Origin of the sequence: Roseomonas marmotae (genome assembly GCF_017654485.1) — a bacterium.
Classification (GTDB): Bacteria; Pseudomonadota; Alphaproteobacteria; order Acetobacterales; family Acetobacteraceae; genus Pseudoroseomonas; species Pseudoroseomonas marmotae.
In genome coordinates this window covers 1646503-1670029 of record NZ_CP061091.1, presented here as the reverse complement: position 1 = coordinate 1670029, position 23527 = coordinate 1646503, and the positions used below count along the sequence as shown (strand labels likewise).

Annotated in this window: 21 protein-coding genes and 1 tRNA gene; 15 read left to right on the top strand and 7 right to left on the bottom strand. The window is 69.7% G+C overall.

The genetic code is table 11. From position 1 onward, the window contains the following. The first annotated feature begins 6 nt into the window (after positions 1 to 6). From IAI58_RS07890 to IAI58_RS07870, 5 genes are read left to right on the top strand one after another with little or no spacing between them, the layout of a single operon-like run. Positions 7 to 3834: a hydantoinase B/oxoprolinase family protein gene (locus IAI58_RS07890; RefSeq protein ID WP_207446699.1), complete on the top strand. Its 3828-nt coding sequence runs from the start codon at positions 7 to 9 to the stop codon at positions 3832 to 3834. Positions 3835 to 3858: 24 nt separating this feature from the next. Continuing rightward, on the top strand, positions 3859 to 5418 hold the full coding sequence (locus IAI58_RS07885; RefSeq protein ID WP_207446701.1) for an ABC transporter substrate-binding protein: 1560 nt from the start codon (positions 3859 to 3861) through the stop codon (positions 5416 to 5418). Between the two features lie 9 nt (positions 5419 to 5427). After that, positions 5428 to 6435 (top strand): ABC transporter permease, encoded by a 1008-nt coding sequence (locus tag IAI58_RS07880; RefSeq protein ID WP_207446703.1) that lies wholly within the window; start codon positions 5428 to 5430, stop codon positions 6433 to 6435. Continuing rightward, the gene (locus IAI58_RS07875) at positions 6432 to 7304 is read left to right on the top strand and encodes an ABC transporter permease (RefSeq protein WP_207446705.1); all 873 of its coding nucleotides are present in this window, start codon (positions 6432 to 6434) and stop codon (positions 7302 to 7304) included. The genes IAI58_RS07880 and IAI58_RS07875 overlap by 4 nt, the downstream gene beginning before the upstream one ends. Beyond that, positions 7304 to 9067, top strand: a complete 1764-nt coding sequence (locus tag IAI58_RS07870; protein WP_207446707.1) for an ABC transporter ATP-binding protein — start codon at positions 7304 to 7306, stop codon at positions 9065 to 9067. Before IAI58_RS07875 ends, IAI58_RS07870 begins: the two co-directional genes overlap by 1 nt. Here IAI58_RS07870 and IAI58_RS07865 read toward each other — a convergent pair. From IAI58_RS07865 to IAI58_RS07840, 6 genes are read right to left on the bottom strand one after another with little or no spacing between them, the layout of a single operon-like run. After that, positions 9059 to 9553 (bottom strand): hypothetical protein, encoded by a 495-nt coding sequence (locus tag IAI58_RS07865; RefSeq protein WP_207446708.1) that lies wholly within the window; start codon positions 9551 to 9553, stop codon positions 9059 to 9061. The genes IAI58_RS07870 and IAI58_RS07865 overlap by 9 nt on opposite strands. Continuing rightward, positions 9550 to 10071: a hypothetical protein gene (locus tag IAI58_RS07860; RefSeq protein WP_237182933.1), complete on the bottom strand. Its 522-nt coding sequence runs from the start codon at positions 10069 to 10071 to the stop codon at positions 9550 to 9552. The genes IAI58_RS07865 and IAI58_RS07860 overlap by 4 nt, the downstream gene beginning before the upstream one ends. 56 nt (positions 10072 to 10127) lie before the next feature. Next, positions 10128 to 10922, bottom strand: a complete 795-nt coding sequence (locus IAI58_RS07855) for an ABC transporter permease (protein ID WP_336512705.1) — start codon at positions 10920 to 10922, stop codon at positions 10128 to 10130. Continuing rightward, positions 10919 to 11767, bottom strand: a complete 849-nt coding sequence (locus tag IAI58_RS07850; protein WP_207446709.1) for an ABC transporter permease — start codon at positions 11765 to 11767, stop codon at positions 10919 to 10921. The genes IAI58_RS07855 and IAI58_RS07850 overlap by 4 nt, the downstream gene beginning before the upstream one ends. Positions 11768 to 11769: 2 nt before the next feature. Continuing rightward, on the bottom strand, positions 11770 to 12831 hold the full coding sequence (locus IAI58_RS07845) for an ABC transporter ATP-binding protein (RefSeq protein ID WP_207446710.1): 1062 nt from the start codon (positions 12829 to 12831) through the stop codon (positions 11770 to 11772). Position 12832: 1 nt separating this feature from the next. Then, a complete protein-coding gene (locus IAI58_RS07840; protein ID WP_207446711.1) occupies positions 12833 to 13942 on the bottom strand; it encodes a polyamine ABC transporter substrate-binding protein in 1110 nt (369 codons plus the stop codon). A gap of 275 nt (positions 13943 to 14217) precedes the next feature. Here IAI58_RS07840 and IAI58_RS07835 point away from each other — a divergent pair, with 275 nt between their 5' ends. The 7 genes from IAI58_RS07835 (at position 14218) to IAI58_RS23270 (ending at position 20465) form a co-directional block, all read left to right on the top strand. Next, the gene (locus IAI58_RS07835; protein ID WP_207446712.1) at positions 14218 to 14871 is read left to right on the top strand and encodes a hypothetical protein; all 654 of its coding nucleotides are present in this window, start codon (positions 14218 to 14220) and stop codon (positions 14869 to 14871) included. A gap of 55 nt (positions 14872 to 14926) precedes the next feature. Continuing rightward, positions 14927 to 17374: a glycosyl hydrolase family 28-related protein gene (locus IAI58_RS07830; protein WP_207446713.1), complete on the top strand. Its 2448-nt coding sequence runs from the start codon at positions 14927 to 14929 to the stop codon at positions 17372 to 17374. A gap of 47 nt (positions 17375 to 17421) precedes the next feature. Then, a complete protein-coding gene (locus tag IAI58_RS07825) occupies positions 17422 to 18618 on the top strand; it encodes a phage head spike fiber domain-containing protein (RefSeq protein WP_207446715.1) in 1197 nt (398 codons plus the stop codon). A 29-nt stretch (positions 18619 to 18647) separates the two neighbouring features. Beyond that, positions 18648 to 19022: a phage tail fiber protein gene (locus IAI58_RS07820; protein ID WP_207446717.1), complete on the top strand. Its 375-nt coding sequence runs from the start codon at positions 18648 to 18650 to the stop codon at positions 19020 to 19022. A 73-nt stretch (positions 19023 to 19095) separates the two neighbouring features. Further along, complete coding sequence (locus IAI58_RS07815; protein ID WP_207446719.1) at positions 19096 to 19278, top strand: hypothetical protein; 183 nt, start codon at positions 19096 to 19098, stop codon at positions 19276 to 19278. Beyond that, positions 19275 to 19724, top strand: coding sequence for a glycoside hydrolase family protein (locus tag IAI58_RS07810; protein ID WP_207446720.1), 450 nt, complete (start codon positions 19275 to 19277; stop codon positions 19722 to 19724). The genes IAI58_RS07815 and IAI58_RS07810 overlap by 4 nt, the downstream gene beginning before the upstream one ends. A gap of 612 nt (positions 19725 to 20336) precedes the next feature. Next, entirely contained in the window at positions 20337 to 20465 is a 129-nt protein-coding gene (locus tag IAI58_RS23270) for a hypothetical protein (RefSeq protein WP_272874828.1), read from the top strand. Between the two features lie 48 nt (positions 20466 to 20513). Here the strand turns inward: IAI58_RS23270 and IAI58_RS07805 are convergent, their stop codons facing one another. After that, a complete protein-coding gene (locus tag IAI58_RS07805) occupies positions 20514 to 20870 on the bottom strand; it encodes a hypothetical protein (RefSeq protein WP_207446721.1) in 357 nt (118 codons plus the stop codon). A 391-nt stretch (positions 20871 to 21261) separates the two neighbouring features. Between IAI58_RS07805 and IAI58_RS07800 the strand changes: the two genes are divergently transcribed. The 3 genes from IAI58_RS07800 (at position 21262) to murA (ending at position 23518) form a co-directional block, all read left to right on the top strand. Beyond that, a tRNA-Thr gene (locus IAI58_RS07800) sits at positions 21262 to 21336 on the top strand. A gap of 352 nt (positions 21337 to 21688) precedes the next feature. Further along, complete coding sequence (dcd, locus tag IAI58_RS07795; RefSeq protein WP_207446723.1) at positions 21689 to 22243, top strand: dCTP deaminase; 555 nt, start codon at positions 21689 to 21691, stop codon at positions 22241 to 22243. A gap of 15 nt (positions 22244 to 22258) precedes the next feature. Continuing rightward, a complete protein-coding gene (gene murA, locus IAI58_RS07790) occupies positions 22259 to 23518 on the top strand; it encodes a UDP-N-acetylglucosamine 1-carboxyvinyltransferase (RefSeq protein ID WP_207446724.1) in 1260 nt (419 codons plus the stop codon). Positions 23519 to 23527: the final 9 nt, after the last annotated feature.

Here is a 23527-nt window from a genome sequence, read left to right as displayed (position 1 = left end):
GTGAATATGGCTCAGCCCACCTCACGCTGGCGGATCGGCTTCGACATCGGTGGCACCTTCACCGATTTCATCCTCTATGACGGGCAGGAAGGCAGCGTGCGGCTGCACAAGCGCCTGACCACGCCGCACGACCCCTCCGCCGCCGCGCTGCTGGGGCTGGAGGAGCTGGTGGCCATGGGGGGCATCGGCCTGGGCGACGTGGGCGAGATCATCCACGGTACCACGCTGGTCACCAATGCCGTCATCGAGCGCAAGGGCGCCAAGGTCGGCCTGATCACCACCGAGGGCTTCCGCGACATCCTGGAGATGGGCACGGAGCAGCGCTACGACATCTACGACCTCTTCCTCGGCTTCCCCGAGCCACTGGTCTCCCGCGACCTGCGCCTGGAAGTGGCCGAGCGCATGGACCGCGACGGCAATACCATCACCGCGCTGGACGAGGATGGCGTGCGCCGCGCCCTGCGCGCCCTGCTGGAAGCGGGCTGCGAGGCCGTCGGCGTCTGCCTGCTGAACGCCTACCGCAACCCCGCGCATGAGCAGGCCATCGGCCGCATCGCCCGCGCCGAATTCCCGGAGCTGGCCGTCTCCCTCTCCGCCGAGGTCGTGGCGGAGCTGTGGGAATACCAGCGCGCGGTGACCACCTGCGCCAATGCCTATGTGCAGCCGCTGATGGACCGCTACCTGAAGCGGCTGGAGCGTGAGCTGGCCGCGCGCGGCTTCACCGGCGCGCTGCGGCTGATGCATTCCGCCGGCGGCCTGGTCTCGCCCGAGACGGCGCGTGCCTTCCCCATCCGCCTGCTGGAATCCGGCCCCGCCGGTGGCGGGCTGGCGACCGCGCTCTTCGGTGAACTGGCGGGCAAGAAGGACGTCATCTCCTTCGACATGGGCGGCACCACCGCCAAGGCCTGCATGGTCGAGGACGGGCGGATCGAGATCGCGCCCATGCTGGAAGCCGGGCGCGTGCACCGCTTCAGCAAGGGCTCCGGCCTTCCGATCAAGGCGCCCGTCATCGACATGATCGAGATCGGCGCGGGCGGCGGCTCCATCGCCGCCATCGACGAGGTGGGGCTGCTGAAGGTCGGCCCGCATTCCGCCGGCTCCGACCCCGGCCCCGCCTGCTACGGCATGGGCGGCACGAAGCCGACCGTGACGGATGCGAACCTCATCCTCGGCTACTACGACCCCGCCTTCTTCCTGGGCGGGCGCATGAAGCTGGACATGGCGGCCTGCGAGGCCGCGGTGGAAAGCGTCGCCAGGCCGCTGAACATGTCCGTGCCCGAGGCCGCCTGGGGCATCCACAAGGTGGTGGTGGAAAGCATGGCCGCCGCCGCCCGAGTGCATCTGGTTGAGAAGGGCAAGGACCCCCGCCGCTACGCCATGGTGGGCTTCGGCGGCGCCGGCCCGGCCCATGCCGCCGACGTGGCGCGCGTGCTGGGCGTGAAGGAGGTCATCATCCCGCCGGCCTCCGGCGCCGCCTCCGCGCTTGGCTTCCTGGCCGCGCCGCTCTCCTTCGAATCCGTCCGCTCGCTGCCCGTGGAGTTCTCGCCCGGCTTCGATGCCGCGCGCGTCAACGCGCTGCTGGATGAGATGGAGGCCGAGAACCGCAAGCACCTGCTGGCCGCCGGCGTGAAGCCGGAGGACATCCGGGTGGAGCGGAGCGCCGATATGCGCCTGGTCGGCCAGATGCACGACATCGCCGTGCCGCTGCCCGGCGGGGCCATCGGCCAGGACAGCCTGGAGGCCATCCGCGCCGCCTTCGTGAAGGCCTATGCCGCCCGCTATACCTCGGTCTACGAGGGCGCGCGGATGGAGGCGATCAACTTCCGCCTCCGCGTCGTCGGGCCCGCGCCGACCCTCTCCCTCAGCGGTGCCGCGGGCGGTGCGGATGCCGCCAAGGCCATCAAGGGCACCCGCCGCGCCTGGTTCGAGGGCGGCTGGCACGAGGCCACCGTCTATGACCGCTATGCCCTGGCCGCCGGCCACAGCCTGCAGGGCCCCGCGATCATCGAGGAACGGGAATCCACCACCATCGTCCCGCCGGGCGACAGCGTGACGGTGGATGCCAGCCTGAACCTGCGCATCGCTATCGCCGCCGCCGCGCAGGCCGATGAGAGCATCACCGCCGACATGCCGCTGGAACAGGCGGTGGCGCGGATCGAGGCCGACCCGATCGCGCTGGAGATCATGTGGTCCCGCCTGATCACGGTGGTGGAGGAGATGTGGCTGACGGTCTGCCGCACCGCCTTCTCCCTCGTCATCTCCGAGAGCCAGGACTTCGCGACGGAGCTGCTGGACCCGGAGGGCGAGACCCTGGCGCATTCCCCGCGCGCCATGCCGGTCTTCAACCTGACCCTGCCGCTGGCCGTGAAGGCGCTGCTGGAACGCTACCCGGCCGAGACCCTGCAGCCCGGCGACGTGCTGATCACCAACGACCCCTGGCTCTGCGCCGGGCATCTCTTCGACATCGCCGTCGTCACGCCGGTCTTCCTGGATGGCAAGGTCGTCGGCCTGATGGGCACGGTGGGCCATGTCTCCGACATCGGCGGCACCAAGGACTCCCTGCGGGCGCGTGAGATCTACGAGGAAGGCTTCCAGATCCCGCCGATGAAGCTGGTGGAGGCCGGCAAGCCCAACGAGAGCCTGATGCGGCTGCTGGCGGAGAATGTCCGCAACCCCGAGCAGGTGCTGGGCGACATCCACTCCTTCGTCGCCGCCAATGCGCTGGGCGCCGAGCGCCTGCTGGCCTTCATGGCGGATTACGGCATGCGCGACCTGCGCGCCCTGGCCGCCGTGGTGCAGGGGCGGTCGGAGAAGGCGATGCGCGACGCCATCGCCGCCCTGCCGGATGGCGAATACAACAGCACCATCTGGAACAACCCGCTGGGCCAGAAGCTGGAATACCCGCTGAAGCTGACCGTCCATGGCGACGAGATCGCGCTGGATTTCGAGGGCGCGCCGCCGCAGCTGCCACAGGGCGGGCTGAACTCCACCCTGAACTACACGCGGGCGCACGCCACCTATCCGCTGAAATGCATGCTGACGCCCAATGTGCGCGGCAATGCCGGCTGCTACCGCCCCTTCACCGTGAAGGCGCCGGAAGGTTCCATCCTGAACCCGAAGCGCCCGGCCTCGGTGAATATCCGCACGCGCACCGGCTGGTACCTCGCGCCCAATATCTTCCGCGCCCTGGCCGACGCGGCGCCGGGGCAGGTGCAGGCCAATACCGGCCTGCCGATGGCCGCCAATATCTATGGCCAGGACCAGGACGGCCGCACCTATTCCGACCTGCTCTTCGTGGGCGGCGGCCAGGGCGCCTCGGCCCGGGGCGATGGCAAGAGCGGGCTGCTCTGGCCGACCTCGGCCGCCAATACCTCGATCGAGCTCTTCGAGGCGCGCGTGCCGGTGGTGGTGCTGGAGAAGTCCTACCTCTGTGACTCCGGTGGCGCGGGCAAGCATCGCGGCGGCCTCGGCCAGCGGGTGCGCGTGCGCAAGCTGAAGGATGATGGCCTGCCCACGCTGGTCTCGGTCTATCCCGAAGGCGTCGGCAACCCGATCGAGGGCCTCTTCGGCGGCAAGGCAGGCGGCGAGGCGCGCGGCCGCGTGGTGGACAGCGAGGGGCGCGAGATCCTGGATTGCGGCACCGGCGCGCTGGTGCAGATCGAGACCCCTGACCAGGTCGTCGAAATCACCCTGGCGGGCGGTTCCGGCTATGGCGACCCGTCCCAGCGCGACCCTGCCGCGCTGGCGCGCGACGTGCAACTGGGCATGGTCTCGGCGGAAGGTGCCGCCCGTGACTATGCTGTCCGCCTCCCTGAAGCGGCCGCCTCGGCCTGAACCCGATTGTTGGAGCGTAGAGCCATGCTGACGACGACACGACGCGGTGTGATGGCGGGCGGTGCCGCCCTGCTGGCCGGGATGGCCGGCATGCGGCCTGCCGAGGCGCAGGCCCGCCGCATCCTGGTGATGACCAGCAACCAGGACATCCCGAACTTCGACCCGCATCTGGCCAGCGGCTATTCCACCGCCATGGCCATGCGGAACGTCTATGACTCGCTGGTACGGGTGGAAGGCAACCCGCCCAGGCCCGTGCCGCATCTGGCGCAGTCCTGGACCATGTCGGAGGACGGTCGCGAATACGTCTTCAAGCTGGACCCGGCGGCGAAGTTCCACGACGGCAGCCCGGTCGACGCGGCGGCGGTGAAGTATTCCATCGAGCGCCTGCTGCGCCTCAACCGTGGCAATGCCTGGATGGTCGCCGGCATCGTGGACCCTGCGGGGATCGAAGCCGTGGACGCGCAGACCGTCCGCGTGAAGCTGCTGACGCCCTTCGTACCCTTCCTCTCCGTCCTGCCCTGGGTCTGGATCGTGAATCCGAAGCAGGTGGAGGCCAATAAGGGCGCGGACGACGGCCAGACCTGGCTGCGCTCCAACATCGCGGGCTCCGGCGCCTTCAACATCACCCGCGCCGAGGCCGGCAACCTCTACCAGTTCGAGCGCGTGGCCGATGGCTGGCGGAAGGGCGGCGGCAACCTGACCGGCGCCATCTGGAAGATCACGCGGGAGACCGCGACGCAGCGCCTGATGGTGCAGCGTGGCGAGGCGCAGATCGCCGTGGACCTGACCAGCGAGGACATGGATGCGCTGAAGGGCCGCCCTGGCGTCAACCTGATCCTGGAGCCGGAATACCGGACCTTCCAGATCAAGATGAACTCGAAGCATGGCCCGCTGGCGGACAGGAACCTCCGCAAGGCCATCGCCTATGCCTTCAACTACCAGGGCATGCTGGATGTCAGCGGCTACGCCGAGCTGATGAAGGGCCCGCTGCCCGACAGCATCGACGGCTTCGACAAGGAGCTGCCGATCTACCGCACGGACCTGGAGAAGGCGAAGGAGTTCCTGGCCAAGTCCAGGAGCCCGAATGGCGGCATCAAGCTGACGCTCGCGCATGTCTCCGGACTGGAGCAGCAGCGGCGCTGGGCGCTGGTGATGCTGGACAGCCTGCGCGCGCTGAATATCGAGCTGGACATCAAGCCGATGATCTGGCCCGACATGGTCGCCGCCTGCCGCTCGCCGGAGACGGTGCCGGACTTCTTCATGGTCTACCAGACCGCCAATTACGGCGATGCCGACAACCTGGCCTATGCGGGCTTCCATTCCTCCCGCAACGGCAACTGGCAGAACCCGGTCTATTCCAACCCCGAGGTCGATGCCGTGCTGGAGCAGGCGCGCGCCGAGGCGGATCCGGAGAAGCGCCGCGAGCTGTACAAGAAGTTCCAGCGCATCGTGCTGGACGACAGCCCGGATATCTTCGGCGTGCTGGAGATGCGGAAGCTGGCGATGCGGAACAACGTGAAGGGCTTCACCTTCACCCCGGTGGCCTCCAACGCCATCGAGCTTTTCCCGCTCTCGCTGGGCTGATCGCGTCCCATGCTGGGCTATATCCTCCGCCGCATCCTGCTGCTGGTGCCGGTGCTGCTGGGCCTGTCGCTGCTGGTCTTCGCCATCGCCCGGTTGCTGCCGGGCGACCCGGTGGCCCTGGCGGCGGGGCCGAATGCGACGGCGGCGGATGTGGCCTCGGTGGCGCGCGAGTTCGGGCTGGACCAGCCCCTGCCCCTTCAATACTGGAACTACCTGACCGGCATCCTGCACGGCGATTTCGGCGTCTCCATCTTTACCCGCCGCCCGGTGGCGGAGGATCTGGCCGCCTTCCTGCCGGCGACGCTGGAACTGGTGCTGGCGGCGATGTTCATGGCCATCGGCCTGGGCATTCCGCTGGGGCTGATGGCGGCGGTCTTCCGCAACAAATGGCCGGATTTCCTGTCGCGCACCGTTTCGCTCGGCGCGATCTCCATGCCGCGCTTCTTCCTGGGGCTGATGTTCCAGCTCTTCTTCGCGATGTGGCTGGGCTGGCTGCCGCTGTCCGGCCGCTTCCCGCTGATCGAGGAACCGCCGCCCACCGTCACTGGGTTGCTGACGGTGGATGCCGTGCTCTCCGGCCAGTTCCATGCGCTGGGCATCGCGCTTTCGCACCTGGCGCTGCCGGCGATTGCCATGGCGCTCTCGCCGCTGGCCACCATCATGCGGATGATGCGCGCCTCCACCATCGAGGTGCTGCAACAGGATTACGTGCTGACGGAACGCGCGCTGGGCCTGTCGCAGCGGCTGATCCTGTTCAAATACGTGCTGAAGAACGCGATCTCCGCGACCCTGACCGTCATCGGCCTGTATTTCGGCTGGCTGCTGGGCGGCACCGTGCTGGTGGAGACCGTCTTCGACTGGCCGGGCATCGGGCTCTACGCCACCCAGGCCGTGCTGACGCAGGACTTCATGCCGATCATCGGCGTCACGCTCTGCATCGGCGCCATCTTCGTGACCGTCAATCTGGTGGTGGACATGCTCTACGGCCTGCTGAACCCGAAGGTCCGCTACCAGTGAGCGCCACCACCCATCCCCGCGTCGAAAGCTGGCGGCGCGGTTTCTACCGCTTCCGCCAGAGCTGGGTCTCTGTTCTCGGCCTCCTCATCGTGCTGGTGCTGCTGGTGCTGGCCATCGGCGGCGCGCATCTGACGCCTTATCCGCAGCATATCCTGGGCGTGGTGGATACCAGCTCCCGCCTGCAACCGCCTTCCACGTCCTATTGGTTCGGCACCAACGAACTGGGGCAGGATGTCTTCTCGCTGGTGGTGGCGGGCACGCGCATCTCGCTGTTGGCGGGCATGGCGGTGGTGATCGTGGGCGCCGCCTTCGGCGTCTTCGTCGGCGCCCTGGCCGGCTTCTTCGGCGGCTGGGTCGATGAGGTGCTGATGCGCATCGCCGACCTGAAGCTGACCATCCCCGGGCTGATCCTGGCCATGGCCGTCGCCGCCGCGCTGGGGCCGGGGATCGTCAACATGATCTTCGCCATCGCGCTCTCCTGGTGGCCTGGCTATGCGCGGCTGGTGCGGGGCGAGGTGATGGCGAAGCGGGAGGAAACCTTCGTGCTCGCCTCCCGCGCCATGGGTGCGGGCACGGGGCGGCTGCTGTGGCGGCATATCCTGCCCAACATCGTCTCGCCGATCATCGTGAAGATGTCGCTGGACATGGGCTTCGCCATCCTCACCGTGGCATCCCTCGGCTTCATCGGCATCGGCGTGAAGCCGCCGACGCCGGAATGGGGTTCGCTGCTTTCCGTCGCGCGGGTGAACATGCCGGATTACTGGTGGACGGCCATCTTCCCCGGCCTCGCCATCTTCCTGGCCGTCTTCGGCTTCAACCTGCTCGGCGATGGCCTGCGCGACCTGCTGGACCCGAAGGCGCGCCGCTGATGAGTGACGATACCCTGCTGGAGATCAAGGACCTCCACCTCGCCATGCGCTCCTTCGAGGGCGAGGTGCAGGTCCTCAACGGCGTCTCCTTCGCCGTGAAGCGCGGCGAGATCTGGGGCATCGTGGGCGAAACGGGCTCGGGCAAGTCACTCACCGGCCTCTCCGTCTCCCGCCTCGTGCCGACACCACCGGGGCGCTACCTGGGGGGCAGCGTGCGCTTCCAGGGGCGCGACATGCTCGCCCAGACGGAAGAGACGATGCGGAGCCTGCGCGGCCGCCGCATCGGCATGATCTTCCAGGACCCCACCACCAACCTGAACCCCACCTTCCGCATCGGCACCCAGCTGGTGGACGTGGCGCTGCACGCGGCGCGGCAGGACCCTGATTTGCTGGGCCTCGTGCCCGGCGCCTCCCGCCGCGCCATGCGGACTGCGGCGGAGAAGCACGCCGTCGCCATGCTGGAGAAGGTCGGCATCCCCAATGCCGCCGCGCGGGTGAATGATTATCCGCACCAGTTCTCCGGTGGCATGAAGCAGCGCGTGCTGATCGCCATGGCGCTGATCGGCCGGCCGGACCTGTTGATCGCGGATGAGCCGACCACCGCGCTGGATGTTTCCGTACAGGCGCAGATCCTGCGGCTGATCCATGGGCTGGTGGAGGAGCACAATCTCGGCGTGCTCTTCATCACGCATAACCTGGGCGTGGTGGCGCAGCTCTGCACCCATGTCGCCGTGATGTATGCCGGCGCCATCGTGGAATCCGGCCCGGTGCGGGAGGTGCTGAAGCACCCGCAACACGACTATACGCGCGGGCTGCTGGCTTCCGTACCCAAGCCCAGCATGAAGCGCGGCGAGCTGCGCGGCCTGGCAGGCGGCGCGCTGGCCGCCGAGCCCCTGGCGCCACCGCCGCCCCGCCCGGCGCCGGGCGGCACCATCCTCTCCATCGAGAATGTGGTGAAGGAATTCCCCGGCGCCCGGCGCGGCTTCTTCGACCGCGCGCCGCCGGTGAAGGCGCTCCAGGATGTCAGCCTCAATGTCCGCAAGGGCGAGAGCTTCGGGCTGGTCGGTGAGTCAGGTTCCGGCAAGACCACCCTTACCCGCTGCATCCTGCAACTGGAGAAGGTGAGTTCCGGCCGCATCGTCTATGACGGCATCGACCTGACGGCGCAGACGCCGCAGCAGATGCAGGCGCTGCGCGCGCGCATCCAGATCGTGTTCCAGGACCCCTATGCCTCGCTGAACCCGCGCATGACGGTGCGGGACATCATCGCGGAGCCGATGGAGATCCATCACGACAAGATCGCGCTCTCGCCCCGCCAGCGCACCGACCGCGCGGCGGAGCTGTTGCAGCAGGTCGGCCTGACCACGGCCCACCTGAACCGCTACCCGCATGAATTCTCCGGCGGGCAGCGGCAACGCATCGGCATCGCCCGCGCCCTGGCGCCGAAGCCGGATTTCCTCATTCTCGATGAACCGACCAGCGCGTTGGATGTCTCGGTGCAGGCGCAGGTGTTGAACCTGCTGCACGACCTGCAATCGCGCCTGGGGCTGACCTATTTCTTCATCAGCCACGACCTCGGCGTCATCCGCTATATCTGCGACCGCGTGGCGCTGATCCACCATGGCAGGCTGGTGGAGCAAGGTGAGACGGAAGAGGTCTTCACCGCCCCGCAGAGCGACTACGCCAAGATGCTGCTGGCGGCGATGCCGGACCCTGACCCCGATCTCTCGCCCCTGCGGCAGCGGGAGGCGGCGCTACTGTAGCACGCCCCAGCGTTCCACCGCCGGCTCAGCCATAGCCCATTTCCAGCCCGTGTCCTGCCGGCAGACCATGGCGATGATGGTGGCGCGCTCCTCGCCCTCGCCCGTGCCGACCGCGACCTCGCGACACTGGGCCAGCGGGGTATCGATCAGCCGCAGCACCTGCACCGTGCCCTCGGCATCGCCATAGCCGAAGGGCAGCGCGTGCTCGACCTTCCAGTTCACGACCTCGCCGGGCACGATGGCGCCGGCCGTGGCGGCGATGCTGTCCTGCTCGCCGCTCCGCACCCTGCGCAACACGTATTCAATGGTTGCATCGGTCGCGGCGCGGATGCCGACACCCACCGCATAGCCCACCGCGGCATTGCCGGTGGCGATGCCCGCCGTGACGCCGGAGAGACCGCCAACGATACCGCCTGCGGCGTCGCATCCCGCCAGCGGCAGGGCGGCCAGCAGCACGGCGGCCGCGCGCCGCGCGGCGGGGGTCACTGCAAGGCTCCCCAGCGCTCCGTGGCCGGCTCGGCATTGGCCCATTTCCAGGTCTCGCCATTGCGGCAGATGGCGGCAGTATAGAAGGCCTTGTGCGGCCGCAGCTCGCCATCGATCTCCTGCTCGTCGCCCTCGACCGAGAAGAGGATTTCCCGGCATTGCAGGCCGATGCCGCCGATATCGCGCACCACCGTCACCCGGCCCTCGCGGTTGGGCAGCATCGGCACGTCGTGGCGTACGGACCAGGTGCCCACCTGCCCCAGCTTCAGTGACCCGGCGGCATTGGCGATGCTGTCCTGCTCGATCCTCTGGGCTCGACGCTCGGTGTACTGCAGGCCGGCCCGGGCCAGGGAGCGGACGCCGATACCGATTCCGGCGGTGACCGCCCCGTTATCCGTAATGGCCTCCGAGAGCGAGGCACCCGCGATACCGGCCAGATCTGCCGTGCCCTCGCGCCGCAAGGACTGGCAGCCACCCAGCACCAGCAGGGCCAGCATCACAGCAGGTACGGTTCTCACGGCAGCGTCTGATCCCCCCGTCTCCTGGCTAGCATGCGGCCCGATTCACCCGCGCCTCACAACTCCGTTCGCCGCAGCGCCAGCCAGGCGCCCAGCACCGCGACGCAGGCCACGCCGAGGATGACGACGGCCAGGGCGTTCACCTCCGGCGTCAGCCCCAGCCGCAGCATGGAGAAGACCAGCATGGGCAGGGTAGTCCCGGCGGGGCCGGAGACGAAGCTGGCCACCACCACATCGTCCAGCGACAGGGTGAAGGCCAGCAGCCAGCCCGCCACCATGCTCGGCGCCATCAGCGGCAGGGTGACGGTGCGGAAGGCCACCCAGGGCGTGGCGCCCAGGTCCAGCGCCGCATCCTCCAACGCCGCGTCCATCCCCGTCAGCCGGGCCTGCACCACCACGGCCACATAGGCCATGCCGGTGGTGGCATGGGCCAGCAGCACGGTGGTGGCGCCGCGCTCGGCGGGCCAGCCGGTCCAGCCCTGCAGCAGCACGAAGCCCAGCAGCAGGGAGAGGCCGGTCACCACCTCCGGCAGCACGAGCGGCGCGCCGGCCAGCGCGCCGAACAGCGCCCGCCCGGCGAAGGGGCCGCGCCGCGCCAGTACCCAGCCGGTGGCGCCGCCCAGCAGCATCGCCAGGGTCGCCGCCCCAGCCGCCACCCGCAGGGAGAGCCAGGCGGCCTCCCGCATCCGCTCGTTCTCCGCCAACACGGTGAACCAGCGCAGGCTGAAGCCGCCCCACTGGAAGGGGATGCGGCTGTCGCTGAAGGCATAGAAGGCCAGCAGCAGCACCGGCAGCCAGAGGAAGGCGAGGCCCAGCCACAGCCCGCTCCGCCGCATGTATCCCGTGCTCACTTCCGGGCCTCCAGCCGCTGGAACAGGCGGATGGGCAGGATCAGCGCCAGCAGCAGCGCCACCGCCAGCGCCGAAGCCACCGGCCAGTCCCGGTTCTGGAAGAATTCCTGCCAGAGCACCCGCCCCACCAGCTGGGCATCCGGCGGCCCCAGCAACTCCGGGATGACGTATTCGCCGGCGGCGGGGATGAAGACCAGCAGGAAGGCCGCCAGCGCCCCCGGCGCCGCCAGCGGCAGCGTCACGGTCAGGAAGACCACCCAGGGCCGCGCGCCCAGGTCGCCCGCCGCATCCTCCAGCGTCCGGTCGAGGCGGGAGAGGCTGGCATAGAGCGGCAGCACCGCGAAGGGCAGGTACGCATGCACCATGCCCAGGAACATCGCGGTATCCGAATAGAGCAGCGGCAGCGGCGCATCGATCCAGCCGAGGGAGCGCAGCACGCCATTCACCCAGCCCTGGTCCCGCAGGATGCCCGTCCAGGCGCCGATGCGCGGCATGAAGCCGGTCCAGAAGGGCAGCAGCACCGCCATCAGCAGCGGCATCCGCCAGCGCCGCGCCGCGCGAGCGATGCCAAGCGCCATGGGAAAGCCCAGCAGCAGGCAGAGCGCCGCCGTGACTCCCGCGACCCGCAGCGAGCGCAGGAAGGCGGAGAGGTAATAGTCATCCTCCAGCAGCAGTCCGAAGGCGTCCCAGTTCGGCTGCCAGCCCCCGGCAGCGGTATAGGGCAGCACAAAGGGTGGCACGCCGCTACCAGACTGCGAGATGGCCAGCACCAGCACCAGCACCAGTGGCGCGGCCACGAAGCCCAGCAGCCAGAGCGCGGGCACCAGAAGCGGAATCCGGCGCATGGTCAGCCGGCCAGCGGCACCAGCGCCGCCGCCTCCCAGTGCAGCCGCAGGGGCGTGCCGGGCGGCGGCGGCGGGCCATCCTCCTCGGCATGGCTGACGCGCAGCAGGGCGCCGCCGGCGGCACGCACCAGCAGCAGGCTGTCATCGCCCCGGAAGGCTACCTCCTCCACCACGCCCTCGGTGGTATTGGGCGCCGCCGCTCCGGCGCCGACCCGTGGCGCGGCCAGGATGCGCTCGGGCCGCAGGGCCAGGGCAGTGGTGCCAGCGGGCAGCGGCGCAGCCGGGCGCAGCGTGGCGGCCAGCCCCGGGCAGCCCAGTCCGCCCTGCCCGTCCAGCGTGCCTTCCAGCACATTGGCCGCGCCCAGGAAGGTGGCGACGAAGCGCGTGGCTGGCCGCTCATAGACCTCGCGCGGCGCGCCGAGCTGCACCAGCCGCCCCTGTTCCAGCACCGCCACGCGGTCGGCCAGTGCCAGCGCCTCCTGCTGGTCATGCGTCACCATGATGAAGCTGGCCCCGGTGCGCCGCTGCAAGGCGCGCAGCTCGAAGCCCGTGCGCTCCCGCAGATTGGCATCCAGCGCGCCCAGCGGCTCATCCAGCAGCAGCAGGCGCGGGCGCTTCACCAGCGCGCGGGCCAGCGCCACGCGCTGCCGCTGCCCGCCGGACAGACGGTGCGGCATACGTGTGGCGAAATCACCGAGGCCCACCATCTCCAGCGCCTCCGCCACACGCCTGTCGCGCTCGGCGCGGGGCGTGCCTTCCCGCTTCAGCCCATAGGCAACATTGCCGCGCACCGAGAGATGCGGAAACAGCGCATAGGACTGGAACATCATGTTCAGCGGGCGCGCATATGGCGGCATGGCCGTCAGGTCGCGGCCGTCCAGCAGGATATGCCCGGCATCCGGCGTCTCGAACCCCGCCACCAGCCGCAGCAGGGTGGACTTGCCGGAGCCCGACCCGCCCAGCAGCGCCAGGAACTCCCCGGCCTCGACCCTGAGGTCCAGGCCCTCCAGCGCCGGAATCCTGCCGAAATGCTTCGACAGGCCGGTGATCTCCAGCAGGCTCAACTCAGCGCCCGGCCTTGAAGCGGTTCCAGCTGCGGCTGCGGGCGCGCTCGGCGGCGGCGGGCAGCGCCTGGGCGGTGAAGGTATTGGCCACCATATCCGCCGTTGGATAGACATTGGGGTCTTCGCGCACGGCCTTGTCCACCAGCGGCGTCGCGGCCGGAAGGCCGTTGGGGTAGCGCACGTGGTTGGTGATGCCGGCCATCACTTCCGGCTGCAGCAGGAAGTTGATGAAGGCATGCGCTTCCTCCGGATGCGGCGCATCGGCGGGGATGGCCAGCATGTCCACCCAGAGCTGCGCGCCCTCCTTCGGCTGGATGTAGCCCAGTTCGACGCCACGCCCCGCCTCCCGCGCCCGGGCCTGTGCCTGGATGGTGTCGCCGGAATAGGTCAGCGCCACGCAGTATTCGCCCGTGGCCAGGGAATCCATGATGTTGCTGCTGGCGGTGATGGCGCGGACATAGGGGCGGATGGCCAGCAGCGCCTGCTCCGCCGCGCGCAGGTCGGCGGCATCGGTGCTGTTGGGGTCGCGTCCGGCCCAGCGCAGCACGCTGGGCAGCACATCCGTGGCGGAGTCCATCACGGCGATGCCGCAGCGGGCCAGCCGCTGCGCATTCTCCGGCTTCATCAGCAGGTCCAGGCTGTCCAGCGGCGCATCGGGCGCCAGGGCGCGCACGCGGTCGGGGCGAATGGCCAGCCCCACGGTGCCATAGAGATAGATGGCGCCGAAGCGGTTGCCAGGATCGCTGCTCGCCACCTGCTTCAACAGCGTGGGGTCCTGGTTATCCCAGTTCGGAAGCTTGCTGCGGTCCAGCGGCAGCAAGGCGCCGGCGCGGGCCAGCCGCGCGAAGGTGGGTTCGCTGGTCGGCACGATGACATCATAGCCGGAGCGCCCCGCGGAGAGTTTGCCCTCCAGCGTCTCCAGGCTGTCGAAGACGTCGTAGCGGATGCGGATGCCCGTCTCCTGCTCGAACCGCGCCACCGCATAAGGGTCGATGTAATCCGACCAGTTGTACACGTTCAGCCTCCGCTCCGGCTGCGCGGCGGCGGGATACACCGCCCCGGCCAGGAGAGCGACGGTGCAGAGCGAGGCGGCGAGGAGGCGACGGAGCATCTCGGGCGATCCCTGGCGGCAATTCAAGTCGCCAAACTAACGGTGAAAGGAAGTGAGACTCAATCCGCCACGCCACCCAACGTCCTATATAGGATTTTTTTCTTGACTAACGGCTGATATTCCTGTTTATTCCGGCCCGTCAACGGGCGAACTGCGCCCTGACCGCCTCCCCCCCTCACATAGCCTCTGCCCGCGCCAGCCTGCCCGCACTGCCCGCGGGCGGGTCGTCCGCGCGTGCCCCAGCCCGGCCGACCGGCCCGTCCCAGGAGACGCGCATGCCCTTCGACGCCCGCAACCTGACACCGCTCGACTCCGCAGGCGGCTTCACGATGTGGCTCTACACCACGACGGATACCCGCGCCGCCACGCTGGCCCCCGGATACTTCGCCTCCGCCGCGGACAAGCTGCTGCCCGGCCACCTGATCCTGCTGCAATCGGCCGATGCGCTCAGCCTGATCCCCGTGCGCAGCAACGGCGCGGTGGGCAATGGCCTGGTGCTGGATGCCTCGGCGCCGCCCGTGCGCCTCACCGTTGCCGCCGCACTCTCCATGATCTTCGGCCTGAGGGTCAGCGCGGTGCAGACGCGGGCCGTGGCGCTCGATCCCGTGCCGGGCGGCCTCTACATCGGCCGCAGCTTCACGGTCACCGCCCGCGTCACCGGATCGGTGGCGACGCTCCTCTTCTCCATCCTCAACGCTGCCGGCCAGGTCGTCGCTGGGCCCATCTCGGCCAGCGCGCTCTCCGGCTCGGCCACGGCCACTTTCACGGCCCCGGCCGAGGGGTCTGGCTATCGCATCCGCGTCCAGGATGCCGATGAACCGCTGGTGACGCAGACCTCCGCCAGCTTCGTCGTCACCCCGCCCTTCGCGCTGCTGACCGAGTCTGGCGGCGCGCTGCTGCTGCAGGAGGGTGGCGAGATGCTGGTCTGAGCGGCCCCTTCCTCCGCGCCGCCGCTGTCCCTCTCCCCGAAGGAACCCCGCCCCGATGCAGAGTTTGAAGATCTCCGAACTGCCTTCCGCCGCCACCCTGGCCGATGCCGATATCGCGCCGCTGGTGCAAGGCAGCGCCGCCCTGGCCGAGACGCGCCGCACCACCTTCGGCGCCATGCGCCGCGCCATGCTGACCGACCGCGCCCTGCATGTGCGCGACTATGGCGCGGTGGGCAACGGCACCACCGACGACACCGCGGCCATCCAGGCCGCCATCAACGCGGCGGCGGCGCAGGGCGGCGGCGTGGTGCTGCTGGGCCCGCGCCGCTACCTGGTGGCGGCGGCCGATCTGACGGTGAAGGAAGGCGTCTTCCTGCGCGGGCGCAGCAGCAGCGGCGGCTGGCGGCTGAATGGCGATTTCTCCACCGTCAACCACGCCATCCTGCTGGATTCCGCGCGCACTATCCGCATCCAGCGCAATGGCGGGCTGGACGGGCTGGCGGTGCTGCGCCGGGGCCTGACGGCACCCACCACCCTGCGGGAAGGGCTGGACGCGGCGGCCACCTTCGACGGCACGGCCATCACGGTCGGCAATGGCAGCGGCGGCAACAGCGCCGGCAATGGCGCCGATGTCACGCTCTGCGGACTGCTGATCCTGGGCTTCCACTGGGGCATCTACAGCCACGGCAACGCGCGGCTGCGTGTCAGGGACGTGCTGGGCGACGCGCGCAACGGCCTCTTCCTCGGCAATGCCTTCGATGTCTGCCGCATCAGCGAGGTCAACTGGCATCCGTTGGTCACCACCTCCCGCATCTGGTCCAACACGCGCATCGCCATCGCCGATGTCACCGACAACGGCGCCGGCCGCTTCCGCGTCACGCTGGCCGGCGAGCACAGCCTGAGAACCGGCGACCTGCTGAACATCGCTGAGGTTCGCAACAGCGGCATGCCCGGCCTCTACGGCCGCTGGACCGTGACGGTGGTGGACGCGACGCGCATCGACCTCAATGGCTCCACCTACGCGCCGGGCTGGAACTCGGGTGGCGCGGCCTATATCCAGCCAAACCGTCGGCTCGGCACCGCCTTCGCCATCAACAATGCCGACATGGCCACCTTCCAGAACTGCTTTGAGTATGGCCATGAGATCGGCTTCGACGTGCAGACGGATGTGCATGCCTGCGGCTTCGTCAATTGCGGCGCCGATGGCTGGGTGGATGCGGCGGACCCCACCACCATCGGCATCCGCATCTCCGGCACCGCGCAGCGCAACAAGTTCATCGGCGGATTCCTCTCCTCCAAGGGCGTCTCGGTCCAGCTCTCCACCACCGGCACCGAGCAGCAGGAGATCATCGGCGTCGATGTCACCGGCGGCGCGCGGCGCATCGCGGAAATCCTGAGCGGGCAGCTCTCCTTCGTCGGCTGCGACTTCACTGGCGCGGCCGGGACCGGCAACCAGAACATCGCTGCCATCCACATGGCGGAAGCCGCGGGCAACCTGATCGTCACGGGCTGCGACACCCGCCCCGTCACCTTCACCGCCGACAGCGCGGCGGCCATGAAGCGCATCATCCAGGCCGCCAACCGCACGGGCACCGGAAGCACGAACCGCCTGGCCGCCGGGCGGGTGGAGATCGCCTCGGTGGCCGATAACGCGGCGATCGAGACACGGCTCTCGGCCGACAGCGACGGCGCGGTGAACATCCACCGGCGCGGTGGCAACGGCGCGCAGCTCCGGCTCTTCAACAGCGCGGACCGGCCGGCGGCCGCCTTCACCCTCTCCGGCACTGAGCTGAATTTTGCTGGTGATCCCGGCAATAATCCCAATGCGGCGCTGAGCCTGGGCGGCACGGGCATGACGCAGCCGCAGACGCTGCGCCTGCGCCGCCTCTCCGCCAGCCCGGTTGCCGCCGACCGCCTGGCGGTGCTGGAGGCCACCGGCAACAACAGCGCCGCCAGCGAGCAGGTCTTCGCGCGCGTCGCCGCCGTGGCCGAGACGGTCACCAGCGGCGGCGAGGCCGGCGCGCTGGTCTTCGAGACCCGCGCCGCCGGAACGGTGGCCGAGCGCCTCCGCATCGCCTCCAACGGCACCGCCACGCTGGCTGGCCCGCTGGTGCTGCCGGGCAACCCGACGGCGAATCTGCAAGCTGCCACCAAGCAGTATGTGGACGGGCAGTTCACCGAGCGGCGCCTGGCCACCGTGGTGCTCTCCGGCGCCACGCCGCTCACCCATGCCGCCCATAACGCGCGCATGCTGATCGCCAATCCCGGCGCCGGCCTGTCGCTGAGCTGGGCAAATACGCTGGACGGCTTCTCCTGCATCGTCGTGAACCGGACGGGGGCGGACCTCGCGCTGTCGCTCTCCGGCTTCACCGTCAATACGGCGCCCAGCAACGCGGATGGCTTCGCGAAGATCCGCGCGGGCGGCGTGGCCTCGCTGCTGGTCTATTCACCCGATGGCGGCACCACCCGGGTCTGCCACCTCAGCGGCGCGGGGGCGCCCTGATGAACCATGCCTTCGGCCTCACGCAAGCGACGGCGGATAGCGGTGCCTTGCGTACCCTCGGACCCGACCACCTCGGCCGGGCCACCATCACCCGTGCCGGCGCGGCCCTGGCGCTGGACGCCGGCGGCATCTACCGCAGCCTCGGCGCCGACACGCCCCGCTTCGTCGGCACGGACCGCCGGCTGCTGGTGGAGGGCGCGCAGACCAACCTCCTCCGCAACCCCAGGGCGGAAGGCGCGATAGCCGGCGCACCCGGAACGCCGCCGACCTACTGGAGCATCACCCCCACCGCCGGCATGTCGCGGGAGATCGGAACCGGCGCCGGCCGGGGTGTGCCGCTGCTGGAGGTCGGCTGCCGGGGGATGCCGGCCACATCGGGTTATTTCAGCATCCTGCTGGAGCCGGTTGGCGGCATTCCATGCGCCCTGGGACAAGTCTTTACCTTCGCCGCCGATATCCGCCTGTCTGCCGGCAGCCTGCCCGCCGGCGCCAATTACCGGATCAGGCTGCAGGAACGGGGCGGTGCTTCCTCTCCGGCGACGGATCAAGCCTTCATACCCACAGGCTCCTGGCAGCGGGTGGCCGTCACCCGGACCATCGGCATATCCGGCACGACCAGCATCGTACCCTCCATTCTGCCCTATTTCGTGACGGAGCAGGGCGTGACCGACATGACCTTGCAGATGGCGCTGCCGCAGGTCGAGATCGGACCGATTGCCACTTCTCCGGTGCTGCCGGCGAGTGGCAGCCCGGCTGCCGGCAGCCGGGCTGCCGACCTGCCGGTCTGGACCCCTGCGGGCGGGCTGCGCGACCGGGGGACGGTGGTGGTCCGCGCCATGCTGCCGCAGCCCGCGCCCTTCGGCGCCTCGCAGGGGCTCTGGCAGATCGACGACGGCACGGACCAGAACCGCATCCAGCTCCGCAACACCTCCGCCGGCAGCGCCATCACCGGCGTGGTGGAGGCCGCGGGCGCGACGCTCGCCACGCTGAGCCCCGGCAACATGACGCGCGGCGTGCCCTTCCGCGCCGCCTTCGCCTGGGCCCCCGGCAGCCAGGCGCTCTGCATCACCGGCGGCACGGTGCAGACCGCCAGCGCCGCCATCCCGGCGGGGCTGGCGCGCATGATGATCGGCCACGGCTCCACGCAGCTCAACCGCGCCGCGAATGGCGAGGTCGAGTGGCTGGACTACTACCCCAGCCGCCTGCCGGACGACCTGCTTCAGGCCCTGGCCAACGCCGCCTGAACGACGCCTCCTTCGAAAGGAACACAGCAATGCCCGTCCTGACCGATTACGCCCGCAACCTGCTGTCACGCGCCCTCAGCGCCCGCGGCCCTTCCCTGCCCACCGCCGTCTACGCGGCGCTGGGCACCGGCGGCACCGTGGCCGCGGGACTGTCCGGCGAGCCCGCCGGCAATGGCTACGCGCGGCAGAAGGTGATCTTCACCGGCACGGGTACGCAGCAGAACGCGGAGGCGCTGCGCTTCGTCTTCACAGGCAGCGCCGGCACCGTGACGCATATCGGCCTCTACGACGCCGCCGCCGGCGGCAATGCGCTGGCCTTCGGCCCGCTGACGCAGAACGCGCCGGTCACGGGCGCCGGCACCGTCACCATCGCCGCCGGCACGCTGACGCTCAGCGCCGAGTAGCGCCGCCCCGCCGGCCGCCTTCCCCCCTCCCGGCGGCCGGCGCCTTCCTCCCTTCCTCCGCAAGGATGCAACGATGCGCTTTCTCCTCGACCGTCTGGCCGAGCCGGGCACGCTGCGCTCGCTCGCCGTCATGGTCTTCGCCCTCAAGGGCATCGCGCCGGATCAGGGCGCGATTCAGGGCTTCGTCGATATCTCCATCCTGCTGCTGGGCGGCATCTCCGCCATCATGCCGGCGCAGAAGGGCAGCCGGGAATGAGCGGCGCTCCCTCCCCCCTCGCGGCCCTGCTGGCGCGCGAGGAAGGGCTGCGCCTGACCGTCTATGACGACGCCACCGGCAAGCCCCTGGTCCCCGGCATGGCGCTGCGGGGCCACCCCACCATCGGCATCGGCCGCTGCCTGGACCGCAAGGGCATCACCCGGGCCGAAGCCCTGGGCCTGCTGGAGAACGACCTGTCGGAGGTGCGCGCCCAGGTGGCAGGGGCGCTGCCCTGGGCCGGCGGGCTAAGCGAGGCGCGGCAGGTGGTGCTGCAGGCCATGGCCTTCCAGCTCGGCCTCGCCGGGCTGCTGGGCTTCAAGGGCACGCTGGCCGCCATGCGGCGCGGCGACTGGCCTGCGGCGGCGGAGGGGATGCTGGCCTCACTCTGGGCCCGCCAGACCCCGGCGCGGGCCGCGCGCATGGCGGCGATGATGCGCGCGGGCTGAGCCACTGCGTGGAGCAGGGCCGCGGCGGGGAGTATGCCAAGCCACCTCTCACCGAGGCACGGGCGGCGCTGGAGGAGCGGATGATCGCCCTCTCCCGCACCCCCTGCACCTTGCTGGACCCGCAGTTCAAGACGCCGGGATTCACGAGGTGGTCGGCCGGACTCTGCTGCCGCATGACAATGGCAGGCAGTTCCAGATTGGCAGCCCGCCGCTGCACCTTTCCTCCCGCTGCATTCTGGCCCTGATCCTGGCGCTGGACGAGTTGGCGACCAATGCCGCCAAACACGGCGCCCTGTCCGCCGATCCCGGCCGCGCGGAACTCACCTGCCGCATCCTGCCAGCGGTAGAAGGAGAGGAAGCGAGCTTCCGCCTGTCCCGGCGGGAAACCGGCGGCTCGGCGACCAGCCGCCGCAGCACACGGACTTCGGCAGCTCATGGTTCAGCGCGCCCTGCCCGGCTATTTCGACGGCAGCGCCCATATCGAATACCGGCCGGGCGGGCGGGCTGTTCTATGAGCTGGCGGGTGCGAGCGGCACCAGGGCTGACTGCCCCGCACGGAACCCTCCCCCACCGCCCCGCGTTCTCCTCCCACAGCAGAGGAGGCGATGCGCCATGTCCGAATCCGACAAGCAGAAGCAGGGCGGCCAGAACCAGCAGCCCGCGCCCGCCGAGAAGCCGGTGGACGAGAAAGCCCAGGAAGACGCGGCGAAGGAGCGGGAGAAGACGGGCGGCTACCAGTAACGGCTCAGCCTGATCTGCCCCGGGGGCGGGCGTGGCACGACGCGGCGCTTACACCAGCACGGTGTCGGAGCCGCCCTCCCCCAAAATGAAGAAGGGCACGCCTTCGCCGGGACCAAAATCGGTAACGGGAACCAAGACAGTACCGCCGGGTACGGCGACGCCCCGCCCCGGTCCGCTGTTGGCGCTGGTGACTTGGAGGAGTCCGAACCCTGCTGCAGGGTCCTCTGCAGGGAGAGGATCGGCGCCCTCACCGGCAAGGGCGAATGACGCAGGCTGATTCGGAGCGGAGCCAGCGGCCGCCAGATCGGCCAGGCCGGTGCCTCCCACGATCAAGTCGAGTTCAGCGCAGCTGAGAGACTTCAGGGTCGGCATGGCGCTCCCGATCGCGTGATGTTGCGGCGCCATAACAGCTTATCCTCCTTCTGGCGAGGTTCAGGGCGCTTCCGGGTTATTTCCAGACCCCTGCTGCTCGCCGGCCCCGCTCTCCCAGGCGGGGACCTGGCGGCAGGACCGGTCGGGGTTCAGCCTTGCCGAAGCTCAAGATGGAGAAGGGATAGCCGGGCATGGCTCCGGCTGAGCCGCCCTGCCCCCGATGCCTGCGGCGCACCCTGACGAGAGCTGGCAGCCATGCTGGCTCCGGCCCGTCCCACTTACGGTAAGGCAGGTATCATGACCGCAGGTCCGCTGGATGGCAGAAATCGGCTCGCCCGCCCCCCTCCCGGCGCGTTTTCGTTCAGAATGGGTCTTGCGCGGCGCCGCGCCGCCCCCTAGGAACCGCCTCGCTTTCGCGGCGTAAGCTGCTGTAGCTCAGCGGTAGAGCACTCCCTTGGTAAGGGAGAGGTCCAGGGTTCGATTCCCTGCAGCAGCACCATCACCAACGGCCTTTCCGTGCATCGGCAAGATCCATCGCCCGGATGACCAAGTCTTCAGGTTCAGCCCCCCCGGCTACCCCCGCACAGCGTCGCGCCGCTGAGGCGCAGGCGCGCCTCGCCGCCGCGCTGCGCGAGAACCTGCGTCGCCGCAAGGCCCAGTCCCGCGCCCGCGAGGCCGTCCAGCCCCCCGCCCCCGGAGACGTCCCTCCAGGCGAGACTGAGCAGGGCTAGCCCTATCCCGCCATCAGTTGCGGCTACGGCGGCGCTGCGGTAGACCCCGGCGCCCCTCCGCGTGCGCTCCCTTGCCGGCGCGCGCCCTCTCCTGCACAGACGCCACGGAAGAGCCTGCCCATGTCCATCATGCCCGATCACTGGATCCGTCGGATGGCCACCGAGCAAGGCATGATCGAACCCTTCGTGGAGAACCAGCGGCGGGAGGGCGTGATCTCCTACGGCCTCTCCTCCTACGGCTACGACGCCCGGCTGGCCGACGAGTTCAAGATCTTCACCAATGTCGACAACGCGCTGGTGGATCCCAAAAATTTCGCCGAGGGCAGCTTCGTCACCCGCCGGGGCGATACCTGCATCATCCCGCCCAATTCCTTCGCGCTGGCCCATACGGTCGAATATTTCCGCGTGCCGCGCGACGTGCTGGTCATCTGCCTGGGCAAGTCCACCTACGCCCGCTGCGGCCTGATCGTGAATGTCACGCCCCTGGAGCCGGAATGGGAGGGACAGGTGACGATCGAGATCAGCAACACCACCCCCCTGCCCGCCCGCATCTACGCGAATGAGGGCATCTGCCAGTTCCTCTTCCTCCAGGGCTCGGCGCCGCCGGATGTCTCCTATGCTGACCGCAAGGGGAAGTACATGGGGCAGCGCGGCGTCGCCTTGCCGCGGCTGTAAGGGGGAGACGAGTCCATGGATCGCATCCGCATCCGGGGTGGCCGCACCCTGAAGGGCAGCATCGCCATCGGGGGGGCCAAGAACGCCGCCCTGCCGCTGATGGCGACCGCCCTGCTCACCGGGGAGGGCGTGACCCTCACCAATGCTCCGGCCCTGTCCGACGTGGTGACCATGGCGGCCCTGCTGGCCCAGCACGGGCTGCGGGTGGAGCATGACCGGGCCGGCCGCCACATCCGCCTGGAAGGCGAGGCCACCAATCTCGAGGCCCCCTACGACCTCGTGCGCAAGATGCGCGCCTCCATCCTGGTGCTGGGCCCGCTGCTGGCCCGCTACCGCGAGGCCCGCGTCTCCCTGCCCGGCGGCTGCGCCATCGGCACCCGCCCAGTGGACCTCCACCTGAAGGGGCTGGAGGCCATGGGCGCGCGCATCGACCTCGAGGGCGGCTATGTCCATGCCAGCGCGCCGGAAGGGCTGAAGGGCGCCCGCATCCTCTTCCCGCAGGTCTCCGTCGGCGCCACCGAGAATCTGCTGATGGCCGCGACCCTGGCGCGCGGCACCACCACCCTGGTCAATGCGGCGCGCGAGCCGGAGATCTGCGACCTCGCCACCTGCCTGGTGGCCATGGGCGCCAATATCGAGGGCATCGGCAGTGACCGCCTCGTGATCGAGGGGGTGGAGAGCCTGCACGGCACCACCCACCCCATCCTGCCCGACCGCATCGAGGCCGGCACCTTCGCCTGCGCCGCCGCCATCACGGGCGGCGAGGTGCTGCTGAAAGGCGTGCGGCAGGAGATCTTCGGCGCCTGCGCCGCCAATCTGCGCGAGGCCGGCGTGGAGCTGACGCAGGAGGATGCCGGGCTGCGCGTCGCCCGCGTCGACGGGCTGCGCGGCGTGGATGCCATCACCGAGCCCTTCCCCGGCTTCGCCACGGACATGCAGGCCCAGTTCATGGCGCTGATGGCGGTGGCCGAGGGCGCCTCGATGATCACCGAGACGATCTTCGAGAACCGCTTCATGCATGTGCCGGAGCTGACCCGGATGGGCGCGCGCATCAACGCCCATGGCTCCTCCGCCATCGTGCGCGGCGTCTCCCGCCTGACCGGCGCGCCGGTCATGGCGACCGACCTTCGCGCCTCCGTCTCCCTCATCATCGCGGGCCTCGCGGCGCAGGGGGACACGGTGGTCAACCGCGTCTATCACCTGGACCGCGGCTATGAGCAGGTGGAGCAGAAGCTGGCGGGCGTCGGCGCCGACATCGAACGTCTGCGTGAGTGACATGACTCC